The sequence below is a fragment of the Roseovarius sp. THAF9 genome, from assembly GCF_009363715.1.
GTDB lineage: Bacteria > Pseudomonadota > Alphaproteobacteria > Rhodobacterales > Rhodobacteraceae > Roseovarius.
Genome location: NZ_CP045404.1, coordinates 136976 through 157968 on the forward strand (window position 1 = coordinate 136976; position 20993 = coordinate 157968).

A 20993-nucleotide genomic window follows, 5' to 3' on the forward strand; every position below is an offset into this window, starting at 1 on the left:
AAATTTCCTATGGGTAAAATAATGCCCGATTATACACGCTTTGCGCGATTGTCCCAACAGTGTTGTCGCGGCCTGGCGGCGACTTGAGAACATCCCGGAAACCAAGTTCTGAAATCGGCTGTTGCCACAAGTGCCTGCCGCTTTAAGATCGTCGGCACAAACAGGGAGAGAGAACCAATGAACAAGATGATCGGAGCCGGCGTTACCGCCGCGCTATCCTTCGCCTTTGCTGGAGAAGCCTTGGCCGTCGAATGGAACGTGTCCGTCTGGGGCAAGCGTCGCGCGTTTACCGAGCACGTCGAGAAACTTGCCGAGCTGGTCGCCGAAAAGACCAACGGCGAGTTCACCATGAACGTGAGCTACGGAGGGCTGTCGAAGAACAAGGAGAACCTTGACGGGATTTCCATTGGCGCCTTCGAGATGGCGCAGTTCTGTGCAGGCTATCACCCCGACAAGAACCGGGTCGTGACTGTTCTGGAACTGCCGTTTCTCGGGGTCAGCAACCTTGAGGAAGAAGTCGCCGTGTCCTCTGCGGTCTACGACCACCCCGCTGCCGCCGAGGAAATGGCGCAGTGGAACGCGAAGCTGCTGATGACCTCGCCCATGCCGCAATATAACATCGTCGGCACCGGCGAGCCGCGCGACGAACTGGCCGATTTTGAGGGCATGCGCGTGCGCGCCACCGGCGGGCTGGGCCGCGCGTTCGAGGCCGTGGGCGCGGTGCCGACATCCGTGACCGCAACCGAGGCCTATCAGGCGATGGAATCGGGCGTTGTGGACACGGTGGCTTTCGCCCAGCACGCGCACCTCAGCTTTGGCACGATCAACCAGGCGGACTGGTGGACGGCCAACCTCAACCCCGGCACGGTGAACTGCCCGGTGGTGGTGAATATCGACGCCTATGAAGGGTTGAGCGATGAGCACCGCGAGGCGCTGGACAGCTCGGTGCCCGAGGCGCTGGACCATTACCTTGCCAATTACGCCGAGCTTCTGGAGCGCTGGGACAGCGTTCTGGAGGAAAAGGGTGTCGAAAAGGTGATGATCGATGAGAGCGTGAAGGAAGAGTTCAGGGCCAAGGCCGCGGACCCCGCACGGGAAGCCTGGATCGAGGAAATGGAAGCGCAGGGCCTGCCGGGCCAGGAGCTTTATGACCTCGTGCAGAGCACGCTGGAAGAGCATCGCGCGTCGAACTGACCGCGGATGGCCGTCCGGGACTGACCCCGGACGGCCCTTTTCACGAAAGGTGCCGAGTATGGTCGTCGAAGTGAACCAACTGCCGCTGATGATTCTTCTGAAGGTGTCTGACCCGGATGGTCAGAAGATTCATACCGAGGAATATCGTCTCTCATCCACCTCTTACGCGCCGCCGATCCCGGATGTCGGCCAGAGTTGGAACCTTTGGGTCGATGGCAAGAACTGGCCTTGCATTGTCCTGAAAAAGACAGTGACGACCAGCTTTGGCGGTAACGGGTTGGGCACCACCTTGAGCATCGCCGTTGAAAGAACGGACTAGCCCATGGCCGGGGCGTCGACCGTTCTGACTGATAGCAGCCTGCTGAGCCGCCTGGACCGCGCGCTGCTGCCCGTAGAGCGGTTCATGGCGCTGTTGAGCGGGATCGCGGCGTTTTCGCTCATGTTTCTTGCGGCCTACTCGGTGTCGGGGCGCAAGTTTTTCGGATCGCCGCTGGCGGGGTATGTCGACTATATCGAGGTGCTGATGCCGTTGATCGCGATCATGGGCGTGTCCTACGTACAGCGCGAGGGCGGACACATTCGCATGGATATCCTGATCGGCAATCTGCACGGGCGTATCCTGTGGCTGCTGGAATTGATCACGGTGCTTTTGGTGTTGGTCCTGATGGTCGCATTGGTGTGGGGGGCTTGGGCACATTTCGACCGGTCCTTCGATTGCGCGCGGCCCTTGTGTTCACGCGACAGCACGATTGATATCGGCTTGCCCGTTTGGCCGGCCAAGCTGGTGGTGCCGGTGGCGTTCGGCGTGCTGGTGCTGCGGCTGGTGTTGCAGGTGGTGGGCTATGGGCGTGCCTTTTTCCTTGGGCTGGAGCGCCCGGTGGCCGTGCCGCTGACGCTGTCGGTGGCCGAGCAGGCGCGGCTTGAGGCCGAGCAACTGGAAGGGCGCGACTGATGGAACCGATTACGATCGGCCTCTGGACCACCGGTTTCATGCTGGTGATGGTGGTTATCGGGATGCGCGTGGCCTTTGCGGCGGGCCTTGCGGGGTTTCTGGGGCTGATTGTCATCTTCTGGTCCAAGAAGGATTTCGGCGGCGAGGATTTCTGGTGGGCGCTGACCGTGGCGGTCAAGACTGCGGGGCAGGTGCCGCATTCCAAGGTGTCGGCGAACGCACTTTCCCTGATCCCGACCTTCATCCTGATCGGGTACCTGGCCTATTACGCCGGCCTGACGCGCGCCCTGTTCGAGGCCGCCAAGCGATGGATCGCCTGGGTGCCCGGGGGTCTGGCCGTGTCGACGGTTTTCGCCACCGCCGGGTTCGCGGCGGTGTCGGGCGCGTCGGTGGCCACGGCGGCTGTCTTTGCCCGTATAGCTATCCCCGAAATGCTTAAGATTGGGTATAACAAACAGTTCGCTGCTGGCGTGGTGGCCGCCGGGGGCACGTTGGCCAGCCTTATTCCGCCCTCTGCCATCCTTGTGATCTACGCCATCATCGTGGAGCAGGACGTGGGCAAACTGCTGCTCGCCGGGTTCATTCCGGGGGCGTTTTCGGCCATCGTCTATGCCACGCTGATCATCGGGATCGCGGTCATTTTCAAGTCCGTCGGGCCGCCGGTGGGCGGGTTTACCTGGCGCGAGAAGTTTGCGTCGTTGCCGGCCGCGCTGCCCATCGTGGCGGTGGTCGTGATCATCATCTTCTTCGTCTACAACCCCTTTGGCGATGCCTGGGGCACGCCTACCGAAGGCGGGGCCGTGGGCGCGTTCATCGTCTTCTTGATGGCGCTCTGGCGCGGCATGCGGTTGGGGGAGTTGAAATCGGCGCTGATCGAGACCGCGAAGCTGACGGTGATGATCTTTACCATCATCTGGGGCGTGCTGATTTACGTGCGATTCCTGGGGTTTGCGGACCTTCCGGGGGCGTTCGCGGACTGGATCACATCACTGACCGTGTCGCCCATGCTGATCCTGATCTGCATCCTGCTGGCTTATGCCGTGCTGGGCATGTTTATGGACGCGATCGGGATGCTGCTGCTGACGCTGCCGGTGGTCTACCCGGCCGTGATGGCGCTCAATGGCGGCGAGTTCGTGAGTGTCGAGGACAGCGCGTTCGGCATGTCGGGGGAGATGTGTGCGATCTGGTTCGGGATCCTGGTGGTGAAGATGGCGGAGTTCTGTCTGATCACGCCGCCCATTGGCCTGAATTGCTTCGTGGTGGCCGGGGTACGCCCGGACCTGAGCGTGCAGGACGTGTTCAAGGGGGTGATGCCGTTCTTCATCGCCGACGCGGTGACGATCGGGCTGCTGGTGGCGTTTCCGATCATCGTGCTGTGGCTGCCGGGGTTGGCGTAGGTCTGCGAATCACTTGGTTAATCAGAGGGTTGGCCCGAAAAACGCATGTCGGTATCTCGTCGGTATCCGAGTGGTATGCCGACGGTGCGATTTCTTCGGGCGTCCGGTGTTACCGGATCGGGCGTTGCGCATCGGGTCCGCGTGGCGGATTTGAGTATTTTCGGCAAGAAAAAGCCGGGGTTGTCTAGCCGCGGCAGAGGGTGCGCGCGGTGGCGAGGATAGAGTCCGCGGAGGGCATCGTGGCGGCATAGGCCGGGCCGGTGGCGATGAAGCTGTCGGTGGCGGTGAGGCGGCTGTGGGGGATGTCGGTGTGTTCGGTGAAGATCGCCATCAGCGCCTCGGCCACGCCGCCGGAGTGGCGGGTCTCGTCCACGATCAGGATGCGGTCGCAGCCTGCGACGGCGTCGAGCAGGGCGGGGCCGGGGAGCGGTGAGAGCCAGCGCAGGTCGACGACGCGGGTCTTGATCCCGTCGGTGTCGAGTTGGGCCTGCGCCTGGCGCGAGAGGTGGTGGCCGTTGCCGAAAGTGACGATGGCGAGATCGGTGCCGTCGCCGTGCTGGCCGACCTGGCCCAGGTGAATGGTCTCAGAAGGGTCGGGATAGGTGGTGAGCCAGGCGTTGTCCCCGGGTTCCGTGAGGTCGCGCATGGGGTAGAGGGCGATGGGTTCCAGAAAGACGGCGACGCGCTGTTCCTCTCGCGCAAGGCGGACGCATTCGCGCAGCATGCGGGCGGCGTCGGCACCGGTGGAGGGGCAGGCGAGGATCAGGCCGGGAATGTCGCGCAGGACGGCGACGGAATTGTCGTTGTGAAAATGCCCGCCGAAGCCTTTCTGATAGCCCAGGCCCGCGATGCGGAGGACCATCGGGTTGGTGTATTGGCCGTTCGAGAAGAAGGGCAGGGTCGCGGCCTCGCCGCGCAGCTGATCCTCGGCGTTGTGGAGATAGGCGAGGAACTGGATCTCGGGGATGGGCAGGAAGCCGTTATGGGCCATGCCGATGCCGAGGCCGAGAATGGAGGTCTCGTCCAGCAGGCTGTCGATGACGCGGGCGGGGCCGAAGCGGGCTTGCAGCTTTTGCGTGACGCCGTAGACGCCACCCTTGCGGCCCACATCCTCGCCCATGAGGGTAATCTCGGCGTGGGTGAGCATGAGATCGGTGAGCGCCCAGTTGATGTGGCGTGACAGGATCTGCGGCTCATCCATCGCCTTGAGGTCGGGGCCGAAGGCCTGTGCGCGGGCCTCGGGCGTGGGGCCGTTGGTGGGGGCGCAATCGCGTTTCGGCGGGATGAGGGAGGCCATGACGTCCTTGGCCGTTTGCAGGCGGGGGTGGGTGGCGGCGATGTCGCAGGTATTTTCCACCTCGGCGCAGGTGTCGGTGTAGAGGGTGCGGGCCTCCTGCGGCGTCTGGATGCCGGCGTGATCGAGCAGGCGGACGGAATGCAGGAGAGGGTCGTTGGCCTCGTCGGCCTCGACCTCGGATTTGGACAGGTAGGTGGTGGGCACGTCGGCGCCGGCATGGCCGTAGAGGCGGACGGTGCGGATGTGCAGGAAGACCGGCTGGCGGTGGGTGCGGGCGTGGTTGGCGGCGCGCTGGGCGGTGGCAAAGGTGTCGTAGATATCCAGCCCGTCGCAGGCCATGTAGGTCAGGCCCGGACGGTGCGCGAAATTGGCGGCGATCCAGCCCTTGGGGGTTTTGACCGAGATGCCGATGCCGTTGTCCTCGCACACGAAAAGGAGCGGTAGCGGGACGTTCTGATAGGCGGTCCAGGCGGCGGTGTTGAAGGCGGCCTGGGCGCTGGCGTGGTTGGCCGAGGCGTCGCCGAAGCTGGCCATGACGATGCTGTCGCGGGCGAGCTGCTGGTGTTCGGGTGCTTGGCGGCGGGCGAGGCCGAGGGAGTAGGCGGTGCCGACGGCCTTGGGCAGGTGGCTGGCGATGGTGGAGGTCTGGGGCGGGATGTTGAGTGCGCGTGAGCCCAGCACCTTGTGGCGTCCGCCCGAGATGGGATCCTCGGAGGAGCAGGCGAAGGAGAGGGCCATGTCCATGGCAATGTCGTGGTGGCCGGTTTGCAGGGCGCGGGCGATCTGGAAGGCGGCGTCGCGGTAATGCAGGAAGGCCATGTCGGTGGGGCGCAGGGCGGCGGCGACGGCGGCCATGCCTTCGTGCCCCGAGGAGCCGATGGTGTAGTAGCCCTGACCGGCCTTTTGCATGACGCGTGCCTGGGCGTCGAGCGCGCGCGAGAGGCATTGCGCGCGGAAGATGAGGCGGGCGGTGTGGGAGTCGAGCGGGCCGGAGGGATCGCGGCCCGGGGGCAGGTTGCCCGCGGCTGTGCGGGACAGGAAGTTTTCGTGCACGATCTGGGCGCGGTCCATGGGCGGGCTCCTTCTTGTGAGGGAAGGCGTAGCCAAGCCGGGCCGGAAAGGAAAGGGTCAGGCGGGTTCGGAGCGGGCGACGCCGCCGATGGCCTTGGTCAGGTCGGTCGCGGCCTGCATCACGGCGGCGCTGAGCCGGTCGATATCGCCGGTGCCGACGCGGCTGGTGGGGCCGGAGACGGAAATGCCGGCGACGGGCTCGTTGTTGAAATCGAAGACCGGGGCGGCGATGCAGCGCATGCCGATGTTCTTTTCCTCGCCGTCGATGGCGTAGCCGCGGGCGCGGGTGCGGGCGAGTTCATCGCGTAGTGTGCCGGCGTCGGTGATGGAATGTTCGGTATAGGCCGTCAGGGTCTGACCGTCGAGCAGGCGGGCAAGGCGGCCGTCGTCCATTTGGGCCATCAGCGCCTTGCCGATGCCCGAGGCGTGCATCTGCGACAGGGTTCCGGGGGGAAAGAAGGCGCGGATGCTGGCGTGCGTTTCGACCTGGCTGACGAAGAGCACCTGGCCGGAGGTTTCGACGCCCAGGTTGGCGGTTTCGCCAGTGGCCTCCATCAGGCGGCGCAGGATGGGCCGGGCGCGTTCGACAAGCGTGGTGCGACGCAGGAAGCGGGCGCCGATGATGAAGGCCTGCGGGCCGATATGCCAGGCCTGTTCCTCGGGGTCGAATTCCACGAGGCCGCGCGTTTCCAGCGTGACGAGCACGCGGTAGAGCGTGGCGGGGGACTGGTCCATTTCGGTCGCGAGTTCCGAGAGCGCCTTGCCCTGGTGCTGGCTGACGTAATCGAGCACCTCCATGGCGCGGTCGAGGGATTTGATGGTGTTCTGATCGGTCTTGTCGTCCCAGCCGCGGGGGCGGCCGCGGGCGCGTCTTGGGGAGGGATTCGGCTCGGCCATTTGGTGCCTCTGTATAATTTTGAAATATTAATTCACAATATGAAAAATGTAAGAACCTGACAAGTATAAATAAATCCACTCTAGGCGAAAATGAAAAACGATTTCAAAAAAATTTTCAAGCGTGGGCAAGCCCTGTACAAAGGCGGTGAGTTTTGGAGGAGACGACCATGAGTTTTCAGAATCCCGTTTTCATTCCCGGCCCGACCAACGTGCCGGAGAGCCTGCGCAAAGCCTGCGACATGCCGACGATCGACCACCGGTCGGCCATCTTCGGGGATATCCTGCACCCCGCACGAGCCGGCGTGCAAAAAGTGCTGAAGTCGACCTCGGCGGAGGTATTCATCTTTCCGTCGACCGGTACGGGCGGCTGGGAAACGGCGCTGACCAACACGTTGTCGCCGGGCGACAAGGTGCTGATCGCGCGCAACGGTATGTTCAGCCATCGCTGGATCGACATGTGCGAGCGGCACGGTCTTGACCTGGTGATTGACGAGACCCCCTGGGGCGAGGGCATTTCCGCCGAGCGGTATGGCGAGATCCTGACCGCCGACAAGGGGCACGAGATCAAGGCGGTGCTGGCCACGCATAACGAGACGGCGACCGGCGTGAAGTCGGACATCGAGGCGATCCGCAAGGCGATGGACGCCGCCGGCCACCCCGCGATGTTGTTTGTGGACGGCGTCAGCTCCATCGGGTCGATGGATTTCCGCATGGACGAGTGGGGTGTGGACGTGGCCGTGACCGGCTCGCAGAAAGGCTTCATGCTGCCTGTCGGGCTGGCGATCGTGGGGTTCAGCGAAAAGGCGATGGACGCGACGAAGTCGGCCAAGCTGCACCGGACGTTTTTCGACGTGCACGACATGCTGAAAGGCTACGAGGCGAGCGCCTATCCCTACACGCCGGCCGTGGGCCTGATGAACGGTCTGAAAGTGTCCTGCGACATGCTGTTGGACGAAGGGCTGGAGGCGGTTTTCGCCCGCCACACACGCATCGCCGATGGCGTTCGCGCGGCGGCAAAGGCGTGGGGAATGCCGCTTTGTGCCAAGTCGCCGGAGGTTTACTCGGATACGGTCAGCGCTATCTGTACGCCAGAAGGTTTCGATGCGACCGGGATCGTGACCCATGCGGCGGATGCCTATGGAATGGCGTTCGGCGTGGGCCTTGGCGAGGTCGCGGGCAAGGTGTTCCGCTTTGGTCACCTTGGAAGCCTGACGGATGCGATGGCTCTGTCCGGCCTTGGCACGGCGGAAATGTGCATGGTGGACCTGGGTCTTGATATCGAACTTGGGTCCGGTGTGGCGGCGGCACAGGATGTTTGGCGCCGGCGCCCGACCCAGAGCCAGAAGGACGCTGCCTGATGAAGGACGCCACGGAGATGTACATCCCCACATACCAGGACATGCTGGACGCGCATGAGCGGATCAAGCCGCATATCAACCGAACGCCGGTGTTGCAGTCGCAGTACCTCAACGAGTTGACCGGCGCCGAGCTGTTCTTCAAGTGCGAGAACTTTCAGGAGCCGGGGGCGTTCAAGGTCCGTGGCGGATCGAATGCCGTGTTCGGCCTGAGCGACGAACAGGCGGAGAAGGGTGTGGCGACGCATTCGTCCGGCAACCATGCGCTTTGCCTGAGCTATGCGGCGGGGCGGCGGGGGATCCCGTGCAACGTGGTGATGCCGCGCACGGCGCCGCAAGCCAAGAAGGATGCCGTGCGGCGCTATGGCGGCACGATCACGGAATGTGAGCCGTCCACGTCCAGCCGTGAGGCGGTGTTTGCCGAGGTGCAGGAAAAGACCGGCGGCGAGTTTGTGCATCCCTACAATGACCCGCGCGTGATTGCCGGGCAGGGGACCTGTTCGAAGGAGTTCATGGAGCAGGTGGACGGGTTGGAAATGATGGTCGCGCCCATCGGGGGCGGCGGCATGATTTCGGGCACCTGCCTGACGCTGTCGAACCTGGCACCCGAGGTGCAGATCATCGCGGCCGAGCCGAAGCAGGCGGACGACGCCTATCGCAGTTTCAAGGCGGGGCACATCATCGCCGATGACGCGCCCGACACGATTGCCGACGGGCTGAAAGTGCCGCTGAAGGATCTGACCTGGCACTTCGTGTCGAACCACGTGAGCGAGATGTATACCGCCAGCGAGGAAGAGATAATCGACGCGATGAAGATCACGTGGAAGTACCTGCGGATCGTCATGGAACCCAGCTGTGCCGTGCCTCTGGCGGTGATCCTGAAGAACCCCGACGCCTTCAAAGGTAAGCGCGTGGGTGTGATCGTGACCGGCGGCAATGTCGACCTGGACAAGTTGCCGTGGATGACATGATGCCTTTGCACCCGGTTGTGGTTTCCGATAGGAAACTTACGTAGACGATATGAGCCGGCAGGGCGGCGTGGCCCTGCATGACCAAGACATTCATGGATAGGGAGAGATCCGATGAAAGACATGAGCAATCTCGACGATTTCGAAGTTGGTTTCGACATTCCGGCCAAGCCGGGCATGTCCGAGGCCGAGATCCAGACGCCCTGCCTGGTGCTGGACCTCGACGCGCTGGAGCGCAACATCAAGAAGATGGGCGACTATGCCAAAGAACACGGTATGCGTCACCGCACCCACGGCAAGATGCACAAGTCCGTGGACGTGCAGAAGCTGCAGGAAGAGCTGGGCGGCGCGTGTGGCGTCTGCTGTCAGAAGGTATCTGAGGCCGAGGTGTTCGCCCGTGGCGGCATCAAGGACGTGCTGGTATCGAACCAGGTGCGCGACCCGGCCAAGATCGACCGGCTGGCCAAGCTGCCGAAGCTGGGCGCACGGACGATCTGCTGCGTCGATGATCTGGCCAATGTGGCCGACCTGTCGGCGGCGGCGCAGAAGCACGGCACAGAGATCGAGTGCCTTGTCGAGATCGACTGTGGCGCGGGCCGCTGCGGTGTGACGACGACGCCGGAAGTTGTGGAAATCGCCAAGGCGATTGACGCGGCGGACGGGCTGAAGTTCTCGGGCATCCAGGCCTACCAGGGTGCGATGCAGCACATGGACAGTTATGACGACCGCAAGGAAAAGATCGACATCGCCGTGGCGATGGTGAAGGACGCGGTCGACACGCTGAAGGCCGAGGGTCTGGAATGCGACATCGTCGGCGGCGGCGGCACCGGGTCGTATTACTTCGAGTCGAATTCGGGCGTGTATAACGAGCTGCAATGCGGGTCCTATGCGTTCATGGACGCCGATTATGGCCGTATCCTGGACAAGGACGGCAAGCGGATCGACCAGGGCGAGTGGGAGAACGCGTTCTTCATCCTGACCTCGGTCATGTCCCACGCCAAGGCGGACAAGGCGATCGTCGATGCGGGCCTGAAAGCGCAGTCGGTCGACAGTGGCCTGCCGGTGATCTTCGGGCGCGACGACGTCGAATACATCAAGTGCTCGGACGAGCATGGCGTGGTCAAGGATCCCGGCGGCGTGCTGAAGGTCAACGACAAGCTGAAGCTGGTGCCGGGCCACTGTGACCCCACCGCCAACGTGCATGACTGGTACGTCGGCGTGCGCGGCGGCAAGGTGGAAACCGTCTGGCCGGTGTCGGCCCGCGGCCACGCGTACTAAACTCAAATCTTCCTGTGACTGTCGGGGTTGGCATTTCGCTGACCCCGCTTTTTTGAAAGGCCCCCAAACATGATCATTGTTCCCGAGCGCGAGATTGCCGACCTGATGACCCGAGAAGCGGCGTTCGATGCCGTTGAAAAGGTGTTTGCCGCGATGGCGGCGGGTGACGCGTATAACTTTCCCGTCGTCCGAGAGGCGATCGGGCACGAAGATGCGCTTTACGGCTTCAAAGGCGGGTTCGATCAGGCGGGCCTGACGTTGGGACTGAAGGCCGGGGGCTATTGGCCCAACAACCTTGAGAAGCGGGACATCATCAACCACCAGTCGACGGTGTTTTTGTTCGATCCCGATACCGGCAAGGCCAAGGCGATGGTGGGCGGCAACCTGTTGACCGCGCTGCGCACCGCTGCGGCCTCGTCGGTGTCGATCAAGCATCTGGCGCGCAAGGACGCCAAGGTGATCGGCATGGTCGGCGCGGGCCATCAGGCGACGTTCCAATTGCGCGCGGCGCTGGAGCAGCGGGATTTCGAGAAGGTGATCGGCTGGAATTATCACCCCGAGATGCTGCCCAATATCGAGAAGGTCGCCAAGGAAGCCGGCGTGGCTTTCGAGGCGGTCGAATTGGAAGGCATGACGGAGGCAGACGTGATCATCTCGATCACCTCGTCCTTTGACGCGACGCTGATGGCGGATCATGTCGGCGCGGGCTGTCACGTGGCCTGCATGGGCACCGACACCAAGGGCAAGCAGGAGGTCGAGGCGGCGCTGTTGCAGAAGGCGACGGTGTTCACCGACGAGGTGGCGCAGTCGATCAGCATCGGTGAAGCGCAGCACGCGGTGGGCGAGGGCCTAATTACCGAAGGCGACGTGAACCAGATCGGCGCGGTCATCAACGGCACGCATCCGGGGCGCACCAGCGACGACGAGATCACGCTGTTCGACGGCACCGGCGTTGGCCTGCAGGACCTTGCCGTTGCGGCGAGCGTTGTGGACCTGGCGGTGGAGCAGGGCCGCGCGATCGAGGTGGATTTCTAAGGCGGGTGTTTTGCCGCAGCAGAGGCCAAGGGTTGAGACGAAGAAGGCGCGGAGGAGACTTCGCGCCTTTTGTTTTGGTCCAGGCGTGCGGGCGTAAGGTCTTGAAAAGGACGCGCCGGTGAGGCGCCCGCGCAGCACTCTGTGCCCCGAGGGGTAACACGTTCAATCAAAGGAATTCCAGTGGTGAGCCGTTCAGGAATCGATGGCCTCTATTCCGTACTTCCAAATTCGACTCGTTCTGCTTGCCGTGTGCCTGCCCTGAGCAATTAAACGAGCATGCCCAACATCCGCTTCGCGAGATCTGGCCTTGACCGCATAGCGGCGTCAAACCGTGACACGATCTATTGGGATGCCGCTTTGCCGGGGTCTGGACGACGCGTCTAAACGAGCGGTGTAAAAAGCTTCGTTGTCCAATAGCGCAATCGACAGACTGGGCAGTCAAAGCGCGAGACACTGGGCCGCTGCGATCTACACCTCCAGAGGTCACGCGCAATGGCAAGGAACGCCGCCGTGAACGCGAATGCGAGGCCAAAGCTGTTCCAGGTCTGGGGTGTATTTGCGAGCGCGGTATAGGCGCGCCTCAGCGATGCGGTTAAAGGTTCCAGTGAAGCAACCGAAGAAGGGACGGCTCTGGCTGAACGACGGATCATGTGTCCGGCTGCGGCCGGAGTATCAGAACCATGTCTGGAGCTACGCGTCGCCTGGCAGGCGATTGCGAAGCAATCTGCCGAGAAGGATTTTGTCCATTGCCGGACAGAGGACGGAAAGGTCTTCAGGACGCTCAACATCCTGGATGAACACAGCCGTGCGTGCCCGGCAATCAAGGTGAAGCGCAAGCTGAACTCAGGTGACGTGATCGATGCCTTGAGCGACCTGTTCATCATGCGGGGCGTGCCGGCTTACATCCGGTCAGACAACGGCCCCGAGTTCGTTGCTCAGGCCGTCCGAGATTGGATCGGCGCGGTCTCGGCGCCAAGACCGCCTACATCGAACCCGGGTCGCGTTGGGAGAACGGGTACCGCGAGAGCTTCAACGCCAGGTTCCGAGACGAATTGCTCAACGGCGAGGTCTTCTACAGCCTGCGAGAAGCACAAATCCTGATCGAACAATGGAGGACACACTACAACACGAAACGCCCGCACAGTGCTCGAGGCTATCGCCCCCCGGCGCCAGAAACCATCGTCCAGATGGACCAGACGCCGGTCATGCACTAACAATCAAACCGGACCACTCAGGTGGGGCTGATCAACCCCAGATGGTCGATGGCGTGCTTATGACCGGGAAGAACTACTGTCCCGAGACAAGGCTAGCCTCGACCTTTTTTGGCTACGCGATGCCTCTATGACGGATCTTGAAAACCTTCCCGAGCCCGAGGTGCTGGCAGAAGAGATCATGGAGAATCTAAGGACCGCATTGGCGAGCTTCGAGGCCGTCTCGCTGCAGTAGCGGCAACGAACTCGAATCAAGAATAAAAGGCAGTTACTGCAGGCAATGATTAGCTTCCCGAACTGTAATTCATTGCGGTTATAAAAATCGGACACCAGCCGGACACGTCGGAACATCCTATTGCCAATTTTTTGCCTAAGTCTATGAAAACAGTGGTGAGCCGTGCAGGATTCGAACCTGCGACCCACTGATTAAAAGTCTTAAAGCTTCGCATTACAACTATTTCTATGTATCGCGACGCATTTGAATAACAATACTTATAGTAGTGCTTTACTCAATCGATGATTTCAATTCCGTACTTCCAAATTCGACCTATTTTGCTTACCTTGTGCTTACCCAAGCAATTCAACGAGCGTGCCCAACATCCGTTTCTCAAAATCTGGCCTTGACCGCATACCGGCGCCAAACCGTGACACGATCTATTGGGATGACGCTTTGCCCGGGTTTGGACTGCGCGTAAAAACGAGCGGTGTAAAACGCTTCGTTGTCCAATATCGCAATCGACAGACCGGGCAGTCAAAGCGCAAGACACTGGGCCGCTATGGCCCCACGCTCTCGCTACACGCTGCGCGCGACATGGCCAGGAAGTTGCTTTCGGAGGTCGTCCGCGGGGAAGATCCGGTCACCATGGCGCGCGCGCTCCGCCACGCGCCAACGGTGCATCAACTTGCCGAACAGTACATGTCCGAACATGCCATCCCGAAAAAACGCCCCAGCAGCGTTCAAAACGACCGGTCAATGCTAGATCGCTACATATTGCCGAAGATGGGATCACTGCGCGTGCGGGACGTCACCCATGCGCATGTCCAGAAACTGCACAACACGATGCGCGAGACCCCCTATCAGGCGAACCGGACGCTCGCCCTGCTGTCGAAAATGTTCGAACTTTCAATGCGCTGGGAGATGCGGGTTGACAATCCCGCCCGTGGCATCGAAAAGTTCGCCGAAGAAAAGCGGGACCGTTGGCTGTCCGGCGCTGAACTGAAGCGATTGCTATCTGCTTTGTCCGACCATCCAAACCAGATTGCGGCTGACGCAATTCGCCTTCAGTTGCTTACGGGCGCCCGGATCGGCGAAGTCCTAAAGGCGCAATGGACCGATTTCGACCTCGATCGCGGTGTGTGGATCAAACCGTCGCACCACACAAAGCAGAAGCGGCGGGAGCATTTACCGCTCTCGGCGGCGGCCTGCGCGCTGGTGGCTGAGATGCAGGCATCGAGGACTGATCTCGGACCGTGGCTTATTCCCGGGCGTTCGCCTGACCAGCCCTACAAGGATCTTAAGGTGTTCTGGCGCTCTGTGACCAAAGCCGCCAGCCTAGAGAATTACCGCATCCACGATAACCGGCACACGCATGCTTCGCATCTTGTTTCCAGCGGCCTAAGCCTACCGATCGTAGGTAGGCTCTTGGGGCACACGAACCCGTTGACAACACAACGCTACGCACATCTGGCCGACGATCCTTTGCGGCAGGCGGCGGAGGTCATGAGCAGGAAAATGAACGAAAGTTCTTAGAGAAAATCGACATCGACGATTTCTGAATGCAGCGGTGAACTGGATTGCGCATAATGCGTTATCAATCATACCGAAGTGTTGCCATATGGAATCCAGCTGAACGTAATGGGCAAGTGAGACACTTAGCTTGTTTGCCACGATGACAATTTGAATATGCTTAATCCTTGTGCCGTGCGTGCTCTGTCCACTAAAAGTTCTCTTAACGAGGCTACGGTAGGGCGACACAGCTATACGCTTCCGCAGTCTGGATGTCGGCAAGAATTGTTCTAGGAACGAGGGATTTTTGAAAGTAGTTTTGCTAGCCGGCGGTTTGGGAACTCGTATCAGCGAGGAAACCCATGCCATTCCCAAGCCGATGATCGAAATCGGTGGCCGTCCGATACTGTGGCACATCATGAAAATTTATGGGGCGCACGGGACGACGGATTTCGTGATCTGCTGCGGCTACAAGGGCTATGTGATTAAAGAGTACTTCGCCAACTACTTTCTTCACATGTCCGATGTCACCTTCGATATGCGCGACAACCAGATGCATGTCCATCGAAAGTCTGCCGAGCCGTGGCGCGTCACGCTGCTGGACACGGGTGAACACACGATGACAGGCGGTCGGATCCTGCGCGCCCGGGACTACATCGACGATACTTTCTGCCTGACCTACGGGGATGGCGTTTCTGACGTCGATATTTCCGCCCTGATCGCTCATCACAAGAACGCCGGGACCGAGGCAACCGTCACAGCCATTCAGCCGACGGGACGCTATGGCGCGCTCGATCTCGCGGAGGATCGCGTGAAAGGCTTTGTAGAAAAGCCGAAAGGCGACCGGCAGTGGGTCAATGGTGGCTTCTTTGTGTGCGAACCGTCGGTTCTCGACCGGATCGAAGGCGACGATATGCCGTTCGAGGCCGACCCCCTGACAGGTCTGGCGAGGGACCTGCAGCTTTCTGCGTATCGGCACGAAGGGTTCTGGTCCGCGATGGACACGCTGCGTGACAAGAACCAGCTTGAATCGCTCTGGGACACGGGCGACGCGCCTTGGAAGATATGGTGACACCCATGCCCGATCCCGGGTTTTGGCAAGGGAAAAAGGTGCTTCTGACCGGGCACACCGGGTTCAAGGGAAGCTGGCTGATGCTGTGGCTGGAGAACCTGAAGGCTGAAGTGTTCGGCATGGCGCTGCCCTGCGAGACGATGCCTTGTTTGTTCGATCAGCTGTTTCCGGACGGCCATCCGGGCCACCACATCGGCGACATTCGAGATTCGGCGCTGGTGAAACAGCGGATCGAACAGGTCCAGCCGGACGTGATTCTGCATTTGGCGGCACAACCGCTCGTGCTGCGCAGTTATCACCACCCGCTGGAGACGTGGCAGACGAACGTGATGGGAAGCGCCCATATTCTTGACGCGATCAAGGGATGCGACCGGCACATTTCCGTCGTGATGGTCACGACCGACAAAGTTTATGAAAACCGCGAGTGGGTCCATGCCTATCGTGAAACTGATCGTCTGGGCGGGCACGATCCTTACAGCAGCAGCAAAGCGGCCTGTGAGCTCTTGGTGGACAGCTACCGCAAATCCTTCTTCGCCGACGCACCGGTAAGCATCGCCACCGCCCGTGCAGGCAACGTGATCGGGGGCGGAGACTGGGCAGACAACCGGATCGTGCCCGATCTTGTCAGGGCCGTTGCGCGTAGCGACGATCTCGAGGTCAGAAACCCGGAAGCGATGCGTCCCTGGCAACATGTGCTCGACCCGCTGGCGGGTTACCTGATCCTTGCCGAGAAACTGTGGCATGACGCCAGCCTCGCAGAGGGCTTCAACTTCGGACCTGACGTCGCGGACCAGCGGTCAGTTTGTGCGCTTGTCGAGGCTGCACTAACCCGCTGGCCCGGCACGTGGCACGATGCGTCCGACCCCGCGCAACCCCACGAAGCGGGACGGTTGACGCTGACCACGGACAAGGCGCAAACCCGTTTGCGTTGGCGGCCCCGTTGGTCTTTCGATCAGGCGGTCGCCTACACGATTGACTGGTATCGTGCCACGCATGAAGGTGCATCGCCACGTGATCTGAGCCTTGACCAGATCGCTGAATTCGCAAAGTCAGACACGTGAAGTTCACGCCGCTATCCCTTGACGGCGCCTTTCGCGTCGAAATTGAAAAGCGCGGCGATGATCGTGGCTTTTTCGCCAGGATGTTCTGCGAAGCCGAATTCGCGCAGCACGGTTTGGCAACGCGATGGGTTCAGGTGAACACCTCGTACAGCGTGGCAAAGGGAACCTTGCGGGGGCTGCATTTCCAGCGACCACCGAGCGCGGAGGCAAAGCTGGTGCGCTGCCTCAAGGGAGCAATTTTCGACGTAATCGTCGATTTGCGCGCAGGGTCCTCGACCTACGGCCAGCATGCAACCCTGCAACTTGACGAGCAGAACCGCGCGATGGTGTTCGTTCCACCGGGATTTGCCCACGGATTTCAGACACTTAGTGGGGATGCCGAGCTTCTTTATTTCCACTCCGCATCCTACGATCCGCGTCACGAAGGCGGGCTTCATTATGCCGATCCTGAAATCGACATCGCTTGGCCATTGCCTCCCGTCCAACTTTCCAAGCGCGATCAGGGGTTTGTGTTCCTGACTGACCTGGAGCCCATTGCACTATGATTTGTCGACACTGCCAGTCACCTTTGGATCTCGATTTCCTCAATCTCGGGCATGCGCCGCCCTCCAATGCCTATCTCGACTCCGCGGCGCTGAATGCGCCGGAGAAGACATATCCGCTGCGTGTGAAAGTCTGCCGCAAGTGTCGGCTGGTCCAGACAGAGGACTATGCCGGGGCTAAAGAGTTGTTCAGCAGCGAATATGCCTATTTTTCCTCCACCTCGCGCGGTTGGCTCGACCACGCCAAGCGCTTTGCCACTATGATCTCGGAGCGATTGGGACTGGACGGCGAAAGCCACGTGATCGAGGTGGCCTCCAATGATGGCTACATGCTGCGGAATTTCATCGCGGCGGGCATACCCTGTCTCGGGATCGAACCGACCGACAGCACCGCCGAGGCCGCCGAATCACTGGGTATCCCCGTCCTGCGTGAGTTCTTCGGCGAGAGGGTCGGTCGCCGACTGAGCGAAGAGGGCAAAGCTGCGGACCTCGTATGTGGCAACAACGTCTATGCGCATGTGCCTGACATAAACGACTTCACCCACGGCCTTGCCGCGGTGCTGAAGCCCGGCGGGGTCATTACCCTGGAGTTCCCGCACCTGTTATGCCTTGTCGAACACAACCAGTTCGACACCATCTATCACGAGCATTTCTCCTACCTGTCATTGCTTGCTGTATCGCGAATATTTGAAGCCGCCGGCTTGCGAATTTTCGATCTCGAGCACCTGCCGACCCATGGTGGAAGTCTGCGCGTATATGGCTGCCATGCCGATGCGCCCTTCGAAGCATCCTCGTCCGTGGGCATCTGTCTTGAAGCCGAACGCGCAGCGGGTCTGGACACAGACGACTATTACACCGCGTTCCAATCTCGAGCCGAAGCGGTCAAGAATGATTTGCTACGTTTTCTTTTGAAGACAGACGCAGACGGCAAGTCCGTCGCCGCCTACGGTGCGGCGGCCAAGGGTAATACGCTGCTCAACTTTGCCGGTGTGAAACCCGATTTGTTGCCATTCGTCTGCGACGCCGCCACTGCCAAGCAGGGCAAGTACATGCCAGGCTCCCACATCCCAATCCTGCCGCCTGAGGCGCTCGATAAGAGACGCCCGGACTATATTCTGATTCTTCCATGGAACATCGCCGAGGAAGTCAAAATGCAACTGTCGCATCTGGCCGCCAAAGGCAGCCGGTTTGTGACTATGGTTCCGGAATTGAAGATCGCATGACCGCCTCTATCGCTTACACCAAGCCTTCGATCACCGAATTGGAGGTTTCCTATGCCGAAGACGCCGCACGGCACGGCTGGGGGCCGAAATGCTATGACTACATAATCCGGTTCGAGGCCTTGTTCCGTGAACACATCGGCACCTCTTTCGGAATCGCCACCTCGAGCTGTACGGGGGCGATGCAAATGGGTCTTAAGGCTATGGGCATCGGTCCCGGTGACGAAGTGATCCTTGCCGACACCAACTGGATCGCGACCGCCGCGCCCATAGTGCAGCTCGGTGCGACACCGATCTTCGTGGATATACTTCCCGACAGCTGGTGCATAGATCCCGACGCCACTGAGAAAGCGATTACGCCGCACACGCGCGCCATTGTCGCGACGCATCTCTATGGAAATCTTTGCGATATGGACGCTCTGCTTAAGCTGGCCAAACGTTACGGCATTCCCGTCATCGAAGATGCCGCTGAGGCCATTGGCGCCAGCTACCGTGAAAGTCCCGCCGGGTCGATGGGCTTGTTTTCGACGTTTTCATTTCACGGCACCAAGACCTTGACTACTGGCGAAGGTGGCATGTTCCTAACGTCGGACGGCGAGCTTTACGAAAAGGTTCTGACCCTTTCCAACCATGGGCGCGACCGGCAACAGAACAAGCAATTCTGGGCGGATGAGGTCGGCTACAAGTTCAAGATGTCGAACCTACAGGCCGCCTTGGGGTGTGCCCAGATGGAGCGGATCGCGGAGTTGACGGACCGCAAGCGTGCGATCCTGCACGCATACAAGGCCGAACTGGCGGCGCTGAACGGCATCTCAATGAACCCAGAGCCCGATCACGTGCTCAGCGGGGCCTGGATGCCCACAGTGGTGTTCGACGAAAGCCTTGGCATCCGGCGCGACGCGATCCTGTCCGTGTTCAGGGCAGCACAAATCGACGCGCGCGTCTTCTTCTATCCGCTGTCGTCACAGCCGATGTTTCAGCCTGTTCCGGACAATGAGACCGCCTGGTCAATCTGCGAGCGCGCAATCAACCTGCCGAGTTTCCACGCCATGACCGACGCCGACATTGCACGGGTGTGCAAAGTGATTCGGGACCTGCTGGCTGTCTAGACGCCTGAGGCGTGCCTAGCCGAAAAAAGGGAACATGATGATCGTCGGCACGTTCTCGACAATGTTGACACTTTAGCTGAAGGTAATTTTCAATCTGGGCGCGCTGCAAGGGTCGATATCGGTAGCAATGGGGCGCAGATTGAAACCTGAAGGGCTGGCTTGAAGAAAAGATGGCAAAGGAACGAATACTGCTCTGGGGCGGCCGGTCGCAGGCGCGTGTCGTCGATGCGCACCTGAGACTGCAAGGCCGTCGGGTCGGGTATATTTTCGACTACAGCCTGGACGAACCACAATTCGAGACTTCCGCGGAGTTCCTGAACACCCCCGAACACCTTTCGCGTGTTCTGAGCCGTTGCACCGGCTTTGTTGTTTGCATCGGCGGAAATCTTGGCGCGCAGCGTCGGATGATCTCGAAACACCTGATGCGGGAGTTCGATCTGGAACCTGTCGAGGTGATTTCCGACACTGCGATCATTGATCCCGAAGCAACCGTCGGAAAGGGCGTCCAGATCATGTCTGGCGCGTGCATAGGCGTCGCCACGACCATTTCGGACTTCGCTATCGTGAACACGAACGCCACTGTCGATCACGAATGCCTGGTTGGCCCCGGGGTGCATGTCATGGGGGCCGCTGCCGTCGCAGGATGCGTAACGATCGGCGCCGATGCGACGATCGGAACCAACGCGACCGTTTTGCCAAAATTGACGATTCAATCGGGCGCACAGGTTGGCGCGGCGTCACTGATCCGGCGCGATGTGTCCGAAAATAGTGTCGTTGTCGGCGTTCCTGCGCGTCACCTCAGAACGGAGACGCGGATTGTCGATACGTCGGTCGTTGCGAAACTCAGGGGCTGACGCACTTCAGATAGCCGCCCGGAGACGACGACATGACGAGCTTGCCATTGATTTCCGGATCAATCTGGAAGCGATCGGTTTCCGCCAGATATTCATTTCTTGCCGCCAGGGGCTCGTTGCCCTGGTACCAATGCTTCGAACGGTTCTTGGGGGCCTGATCCTCCGTCCAGTGGCCAACCACCGTATCGGCAACGACCAGGTAGCAGCCGGCTGTAACCATCGCGCCGTAGGCACGGCATTCATCGAGAACATGCTTGCGGCTGTGATCGCTGTCTAGGACCGCCATGACGCGGGCGCCCTCGGGAATTTCAGAGCGCACCTGTTCCAGAACGCCTTCGTCCACGGACCCACCTTCGATAAGCGTCACGCGTTTCGACATGGGATGGTTCTCGATGGTCTCGCGATTATGCGCCCGGATATCTACGTCCACGCCGATGACCTGGCCTTTGCCGATCATTTCCAGCATGGAGGCCATGAAGAGAACCGAGCCGCCGCGCGCGACGCCGGTTTCGATGATCACGTCCGGCTTGGTTTGCCAGATCACCTCCTGCGTGGCCATGATGTCTGCCGGAAGCTGGATGATCGGAACGCCCATCCAACTCCACAGGTAGGGATAGTCGTATTCATTCAACGCAAGCATCAGGTCATCCGACTTCCTGTAGACCCCGGATGCTTCGCCAAGCCTGGCGGCGTTCCGCTTCTGCTTTTCCGCGAACTCCTCACGATCGTCTGGATGTGACATCAAGTACTGTCC

The 20993-nt window shown here is 60.7% G+C and carries 18 protein-coding genes and 1 pseudogene; 16 read left to right on the forward strand and 3 right to left on the reverse strand.

The features are described from left to right. The first annotated feature begins 177 nt into the window (after nucleotides 1–177). The 4 genes from FIU86_RS00645 to FIU86_RS00660 are packed head-to-tail and all read left to right on the forward strand — an operon-like array spanning nucleotide 178 to nucleotide 3543. Nucleotides 178–1194, forward strand: coding sequence for a C4-dicarboxylate TRAP transporter substrate-binding protein (locus FIU86_RS00645; RefSeq protein WP_152473312.1), 1017 nt, complete (start codon nucleotides 178–180; stop codon nucleotides 1192–1194). A 58-nt stretch (nucleotides 1195–1252) separates the two neighbouring features. After that, nucleotides 1253–1513, forward strand: a complete 261-nt coding sequence (locus FIU86_RS00650) for a hypothetical protein (RefSeq protein WP_152473313.1) — start codon at nucleotides 1253–1255, stop codon at nucleotides 1511–1513. A 3-nt stretch (nucleotides 1514–1516) separates the two neighbouring features. After that, nucleotides 1517–2146 (forward strand): TRAP transporter small permease subunit, encoded by a 630-nt coding sequence (locus tag FIU86_RS00655; protein ID WP_152473314.1) that lies wholly within the window; start codon nucleotides 1517–1519, stop codon nucleotides 2144–2146. Further along, a complete protein-coding gene (locus tag FIU86_RS00660) occupies nucleotides 2146–3543 on the forward strand; it encodes a TRAP transporter large permease (protein ID WP_152473315.1) in 1398 nt (465 codons plus the stop codon). The genes FIU86_RS00655 and FIU86_RS00660 overlap by 1 nt, the downstream gene beginning before the upstream one ends. A 184-nt stretch (nucleotides 3544–3727) precedes the next feature. Here the strand turns inward: FIU86_RS00660 and FIU86_RS00665 are convergent, their stop codons facing one another. Further along, nucleotides 3728–5911 carry an alpha-ketoacid dehydrogenase subunit alpha/beta gene (locus FIU86_RS00665; RefSeq protein WP_152473316.1) on the reverse strand — a complete coding sequence of 728 codons (2184 nt, stop codon included), beginning with the start codon at nucleotides 5909–5911 and terminating at the stop codon, nucleotides 3728–3730. A 57-nt stretch (nucleotides 5912–5968) separates the two neighbouring features. Further along, nucleotides 5969–6808 (reverse strand): HTH-type transcriptional regulator BhcR, encoded by an 840-nt coding sequence (gene bhcR / locus FIU86_RS00670; RefSeq protein WP_152473317.1) that lies wholly within the window; start codon nucleotides 6806–6808, stop codon nucleotides 5969–5971. A gap of 167 nt (nucleotides 6809–6975) precedes the next feature. Between bhcR and bhcA the strand changes: the two genes are divergently transcribed. From bhcA to FIU86_RS00735, 12 genes and pseudogenes are all read left to right on the forward strand, one after another. Beyond that, nucleotides 6976–8166 carry an L-aspartate--glyoxylate aminotransferase BhcA gene (bhcA, locus tag FIU86_RS00675; RefSeq protein ID WP_152473318.1) on the forward strand — a complete coding sequence of 397 codons (1191 nt, stop codon included), beginning with the start codon at nucleotides 6976–6978 and terminating at the stop codon, nucleotides 8164–8166. Beyond that, a complete protein-coding gene (bhcB, locus tag FIU86_RS00680; protein ID WP_152473319.1) occupies nucleotides 8166–9134 on the forward strand; it encodes a beta-hydroxyaspartate dehydratase BhcB in 969 nt (322 codons plus the stop codon). The genes bhcA and bhcB overlap by 1 nt, the downstream gene beginning before the upstream one ends. Before the next feature lie 111 nt (nucleotides 9135–9245). After that, nucleotides 9246–10409 (forward strand): 3-hydroxy-D-aspartate aldolase BhcC, encoded by a 1164-nt coding sequence (gene bhcC, locus FIU86_RS00685; protein ID WP_152473320.1) that lies wholly within the window; start codon nucleotides 9246–9248, stop codon nucleotides 10407–10409. 69 nt (nucleotides 10410–10478) lie between these two features. After that, a complete protein-coding gene (gene bhcD, locus FIU86_RS00690) occupies nucleotides 10479–11444 on the forward strand; it encodes an iminosuccinate reductase BhcD (protein ID WP_152473321.1) in 966 nt (321 codons plus the stop codon). Between the two features lie 592 nt (nucleotides 11445–12036). Continuing rightward, a pseudogene (locus FIU86_RS00695) lies at nucleotides 12037–12658 on the forward strand (integrase core domain-containing protein); the annotation flags it as partial. 586 nt (nucleotides 12659–13244) lie between these two features. Next, nucleotides 13245–14405: a site-specific integrase gene (locus FIU86_RS00705; RefSeq protein WP_152473322.1), complete on the forward strand. Its 1161-nt coding sequence runs from the start codon at nucleotides 13245–13247 to the stop codon at nucleotides 14403–14405. Nucleotides 14406–14688: 283 nt separating this feature from the next. Next, on the forward strand, nucleotides 14689–15453 hold the full coding sequence (gene rfbF / locus FIU86_RS00710; protein ID WP_152473323.1) for a glucose-1-phosphate cytidylyltransferase: 765 nt from the start codon (nucleotides 14689–14691) through the stop codon (nucleotides 15451–15453). A 5-nt stretch (nucleotides 15454–15458) separates the two neighbouring features. Continuing rightward, nucleotides 15459–16514 carry a CDP-glucose 4,6-dehydratase gene (gene rfbG / locus FIU86_RS00715; protein ID WP_216647196.1) on the forward strand — a complete coding sequence of 352 codons (1056 nt, stop codon included), beginning with the start codon at nucleotides 15459–15461 and terminating at the stop codon, nucleotides 16512–16514. Then, a complete protein-coding gene (rfbC, locus tag FIU86_RS00720; RefSeq protein ID WP_152473324.1) occupies nucleotides 16511–17059 on the forward strand; it encodes a dTDP-4-dehydrorhamnose 3,5-epimerase in 549 nt (182 codons plus the stop codon). Before rfbG ends, rfbC begins: the two co-directional genes overlap by 4 nt. Continuing rightward, nucleotides 17056–18279, forward strand: coding sequence for a class I SAM-dependent methyltransferase (locus tag FIU86_RS00725; RefSeq protein ID WP_152473325.1), 1224 nt, complete (start codon nucleotides 17056–17058; stop codon nucleotides 18277–18279). The genes rfbC and FIU86_RS00725 overlap by 4 nt, the downstream gene beginning before the upstream one ends. Next, nucleotides 18276–19385, forward strand: a complete 1110-nt coding sequence (locus FIU86_RS00730; RefSeq protein WP_152473326.1) for a DegT/DnrJ/EryC1/StrS aminotransferase family protein — start codon at nucleotides 18276–18278, stop codon at nucleotides 19383–19385. Before FIU86_RS00725 ends, FIU86_RS00730 begins: the two co-directional genes overlap by 4 nt. Nucleotides 19386–19555: 170 nt before the next feature. Further along, entirely contained in the window at nucleotides 19556–20239 is a 684-nt protein-coding gene (locus FIU86_RS00735; RefSeq protein ID WP_152473327.1) for a hypothetical protein, read from the forward strand. Here FIU86_RS00735 and FIU86_RS00740 read toward each other — a convergent pair. Next, nucleotides 20229–20981 (reverse strand): cephalosporin hydroxylase family protein, encoded by a 753-nt coding sequence (locus tag FIU86_RS00740; RefSeq protein WP_152473328.1) that lies wholly within the window; start codon nucleotides 20979–20981, stop codon nucleotides 20229–20231. The two genes, FIU86_RS00735 and FIU86_RS00740, sit on opposite strands and share 11 nt — an antisense overlap. Between the last annotated feature and the right edge of the window lie 12 nt (nucleotides 20982–20993).

Bases quoted from the DNA above. Each gene is read 5' to 3' on its own strand.
- bhcA (WP_152473318.1), top strand. From the start codon at position 6,976: ATGAGTTTTCAGAATCCCGTTTTCATTCCCGGCCCGACCAACGTGCCG.
- FIU86_RS00725 (WP_152473325.1), top strand. From the start codon at position 17,056: ATGATTTGTCGACACTGCCAGTCACCTTTGGATCTCGATTTCCTCAAT.
- FIU86_RS00730 (WP_152473326.1), top strand. From the start codon at position 18,276: ATGACCGCCTCTATCGCTTACACCAAGCCTTCGATCACCGAATTGGAG.
- rfbG (WP_216647196.1), top strand. From the start codon at position 15,459: ATGCCCGATCCCGGGTTTTGGCAAGGGAAAAAGGTGCTTCTGACCGGG.
- FIU86_RS00735 (WP_152473327.1), top strand. From the start codon at position 19,556: ATGGCAAAGGAACGAATACTGCTCTGGGGCGGCCGGTCGCAGGCGCGT.
- FIU86_RS00660 (WP_152473315.1), top strand. From the start codon at position 2,146: ATGGAACCGATTACGATCGGCCTCTGGACCACCGGTTTCATGCTGGTG.
- FIU86_RS00645 (WP_152473312.1), top strand. From the start codon at position 178: ATGAACAAGATGATCGGAGCCGGCGTTACCGCCGCGCTATCCTTCGCC.
- bhcB (WP_152473319.1), top strand. From the start codon at position 8,166: ATGAAGGACGCCACGGAGATGTACATCCCCACATACCAGGACATGCTG.
- FIU86_RS00665 (WP_152473316.1), bottom strand. From the start codon at position 5,911: ATGGACCGCGCCCAGATCGTGCACGAAAACTTCCTGTCCCGCACAGCC.
- FIU86_RS00740 (WP_152473328.1), bottom strand. From the start codon at position 20,981: ATGTCACATCCAGACGATCGTGAGGAGTTCGCGGAAAAGCAGAAGCGG.
- bhcC (WP_152473320.1), top strand. From the start codon at position 9,246: ATGAAAGACATGAGCAATCTCGACGATTTCGAAGTTGGTTTCGACATT.
- FIU86_RS00650 (WP_152473313.1), top strand. From the start codon at position 1,253: ATGGTCGTCGAAGTGAACCAACTGCCGCTGATGATTCTTCTGAAGGTG.
- bhcR (WP_152473317.1), bottom strand. From the start codon at position 6,808: ATGGCCGAGCCGAATCCCTCCCCAAGACGCGCCCGCGGCCGCCCCCGC.
- bhcD (WP_152473321.1), top strand. From the start codon at position 10,479: ATGATCATTGTTCCCGAGCGCGAGATTGCCGACCTGATGACCCGAGAA.
- FIU86_RS00655 (WP_152473314.1), top strand. From the start codon at position 1,517: ATGGCCGGGGCGTCGACCGTTCTGACTGATAGCAGCCTGCTGAGCCGC.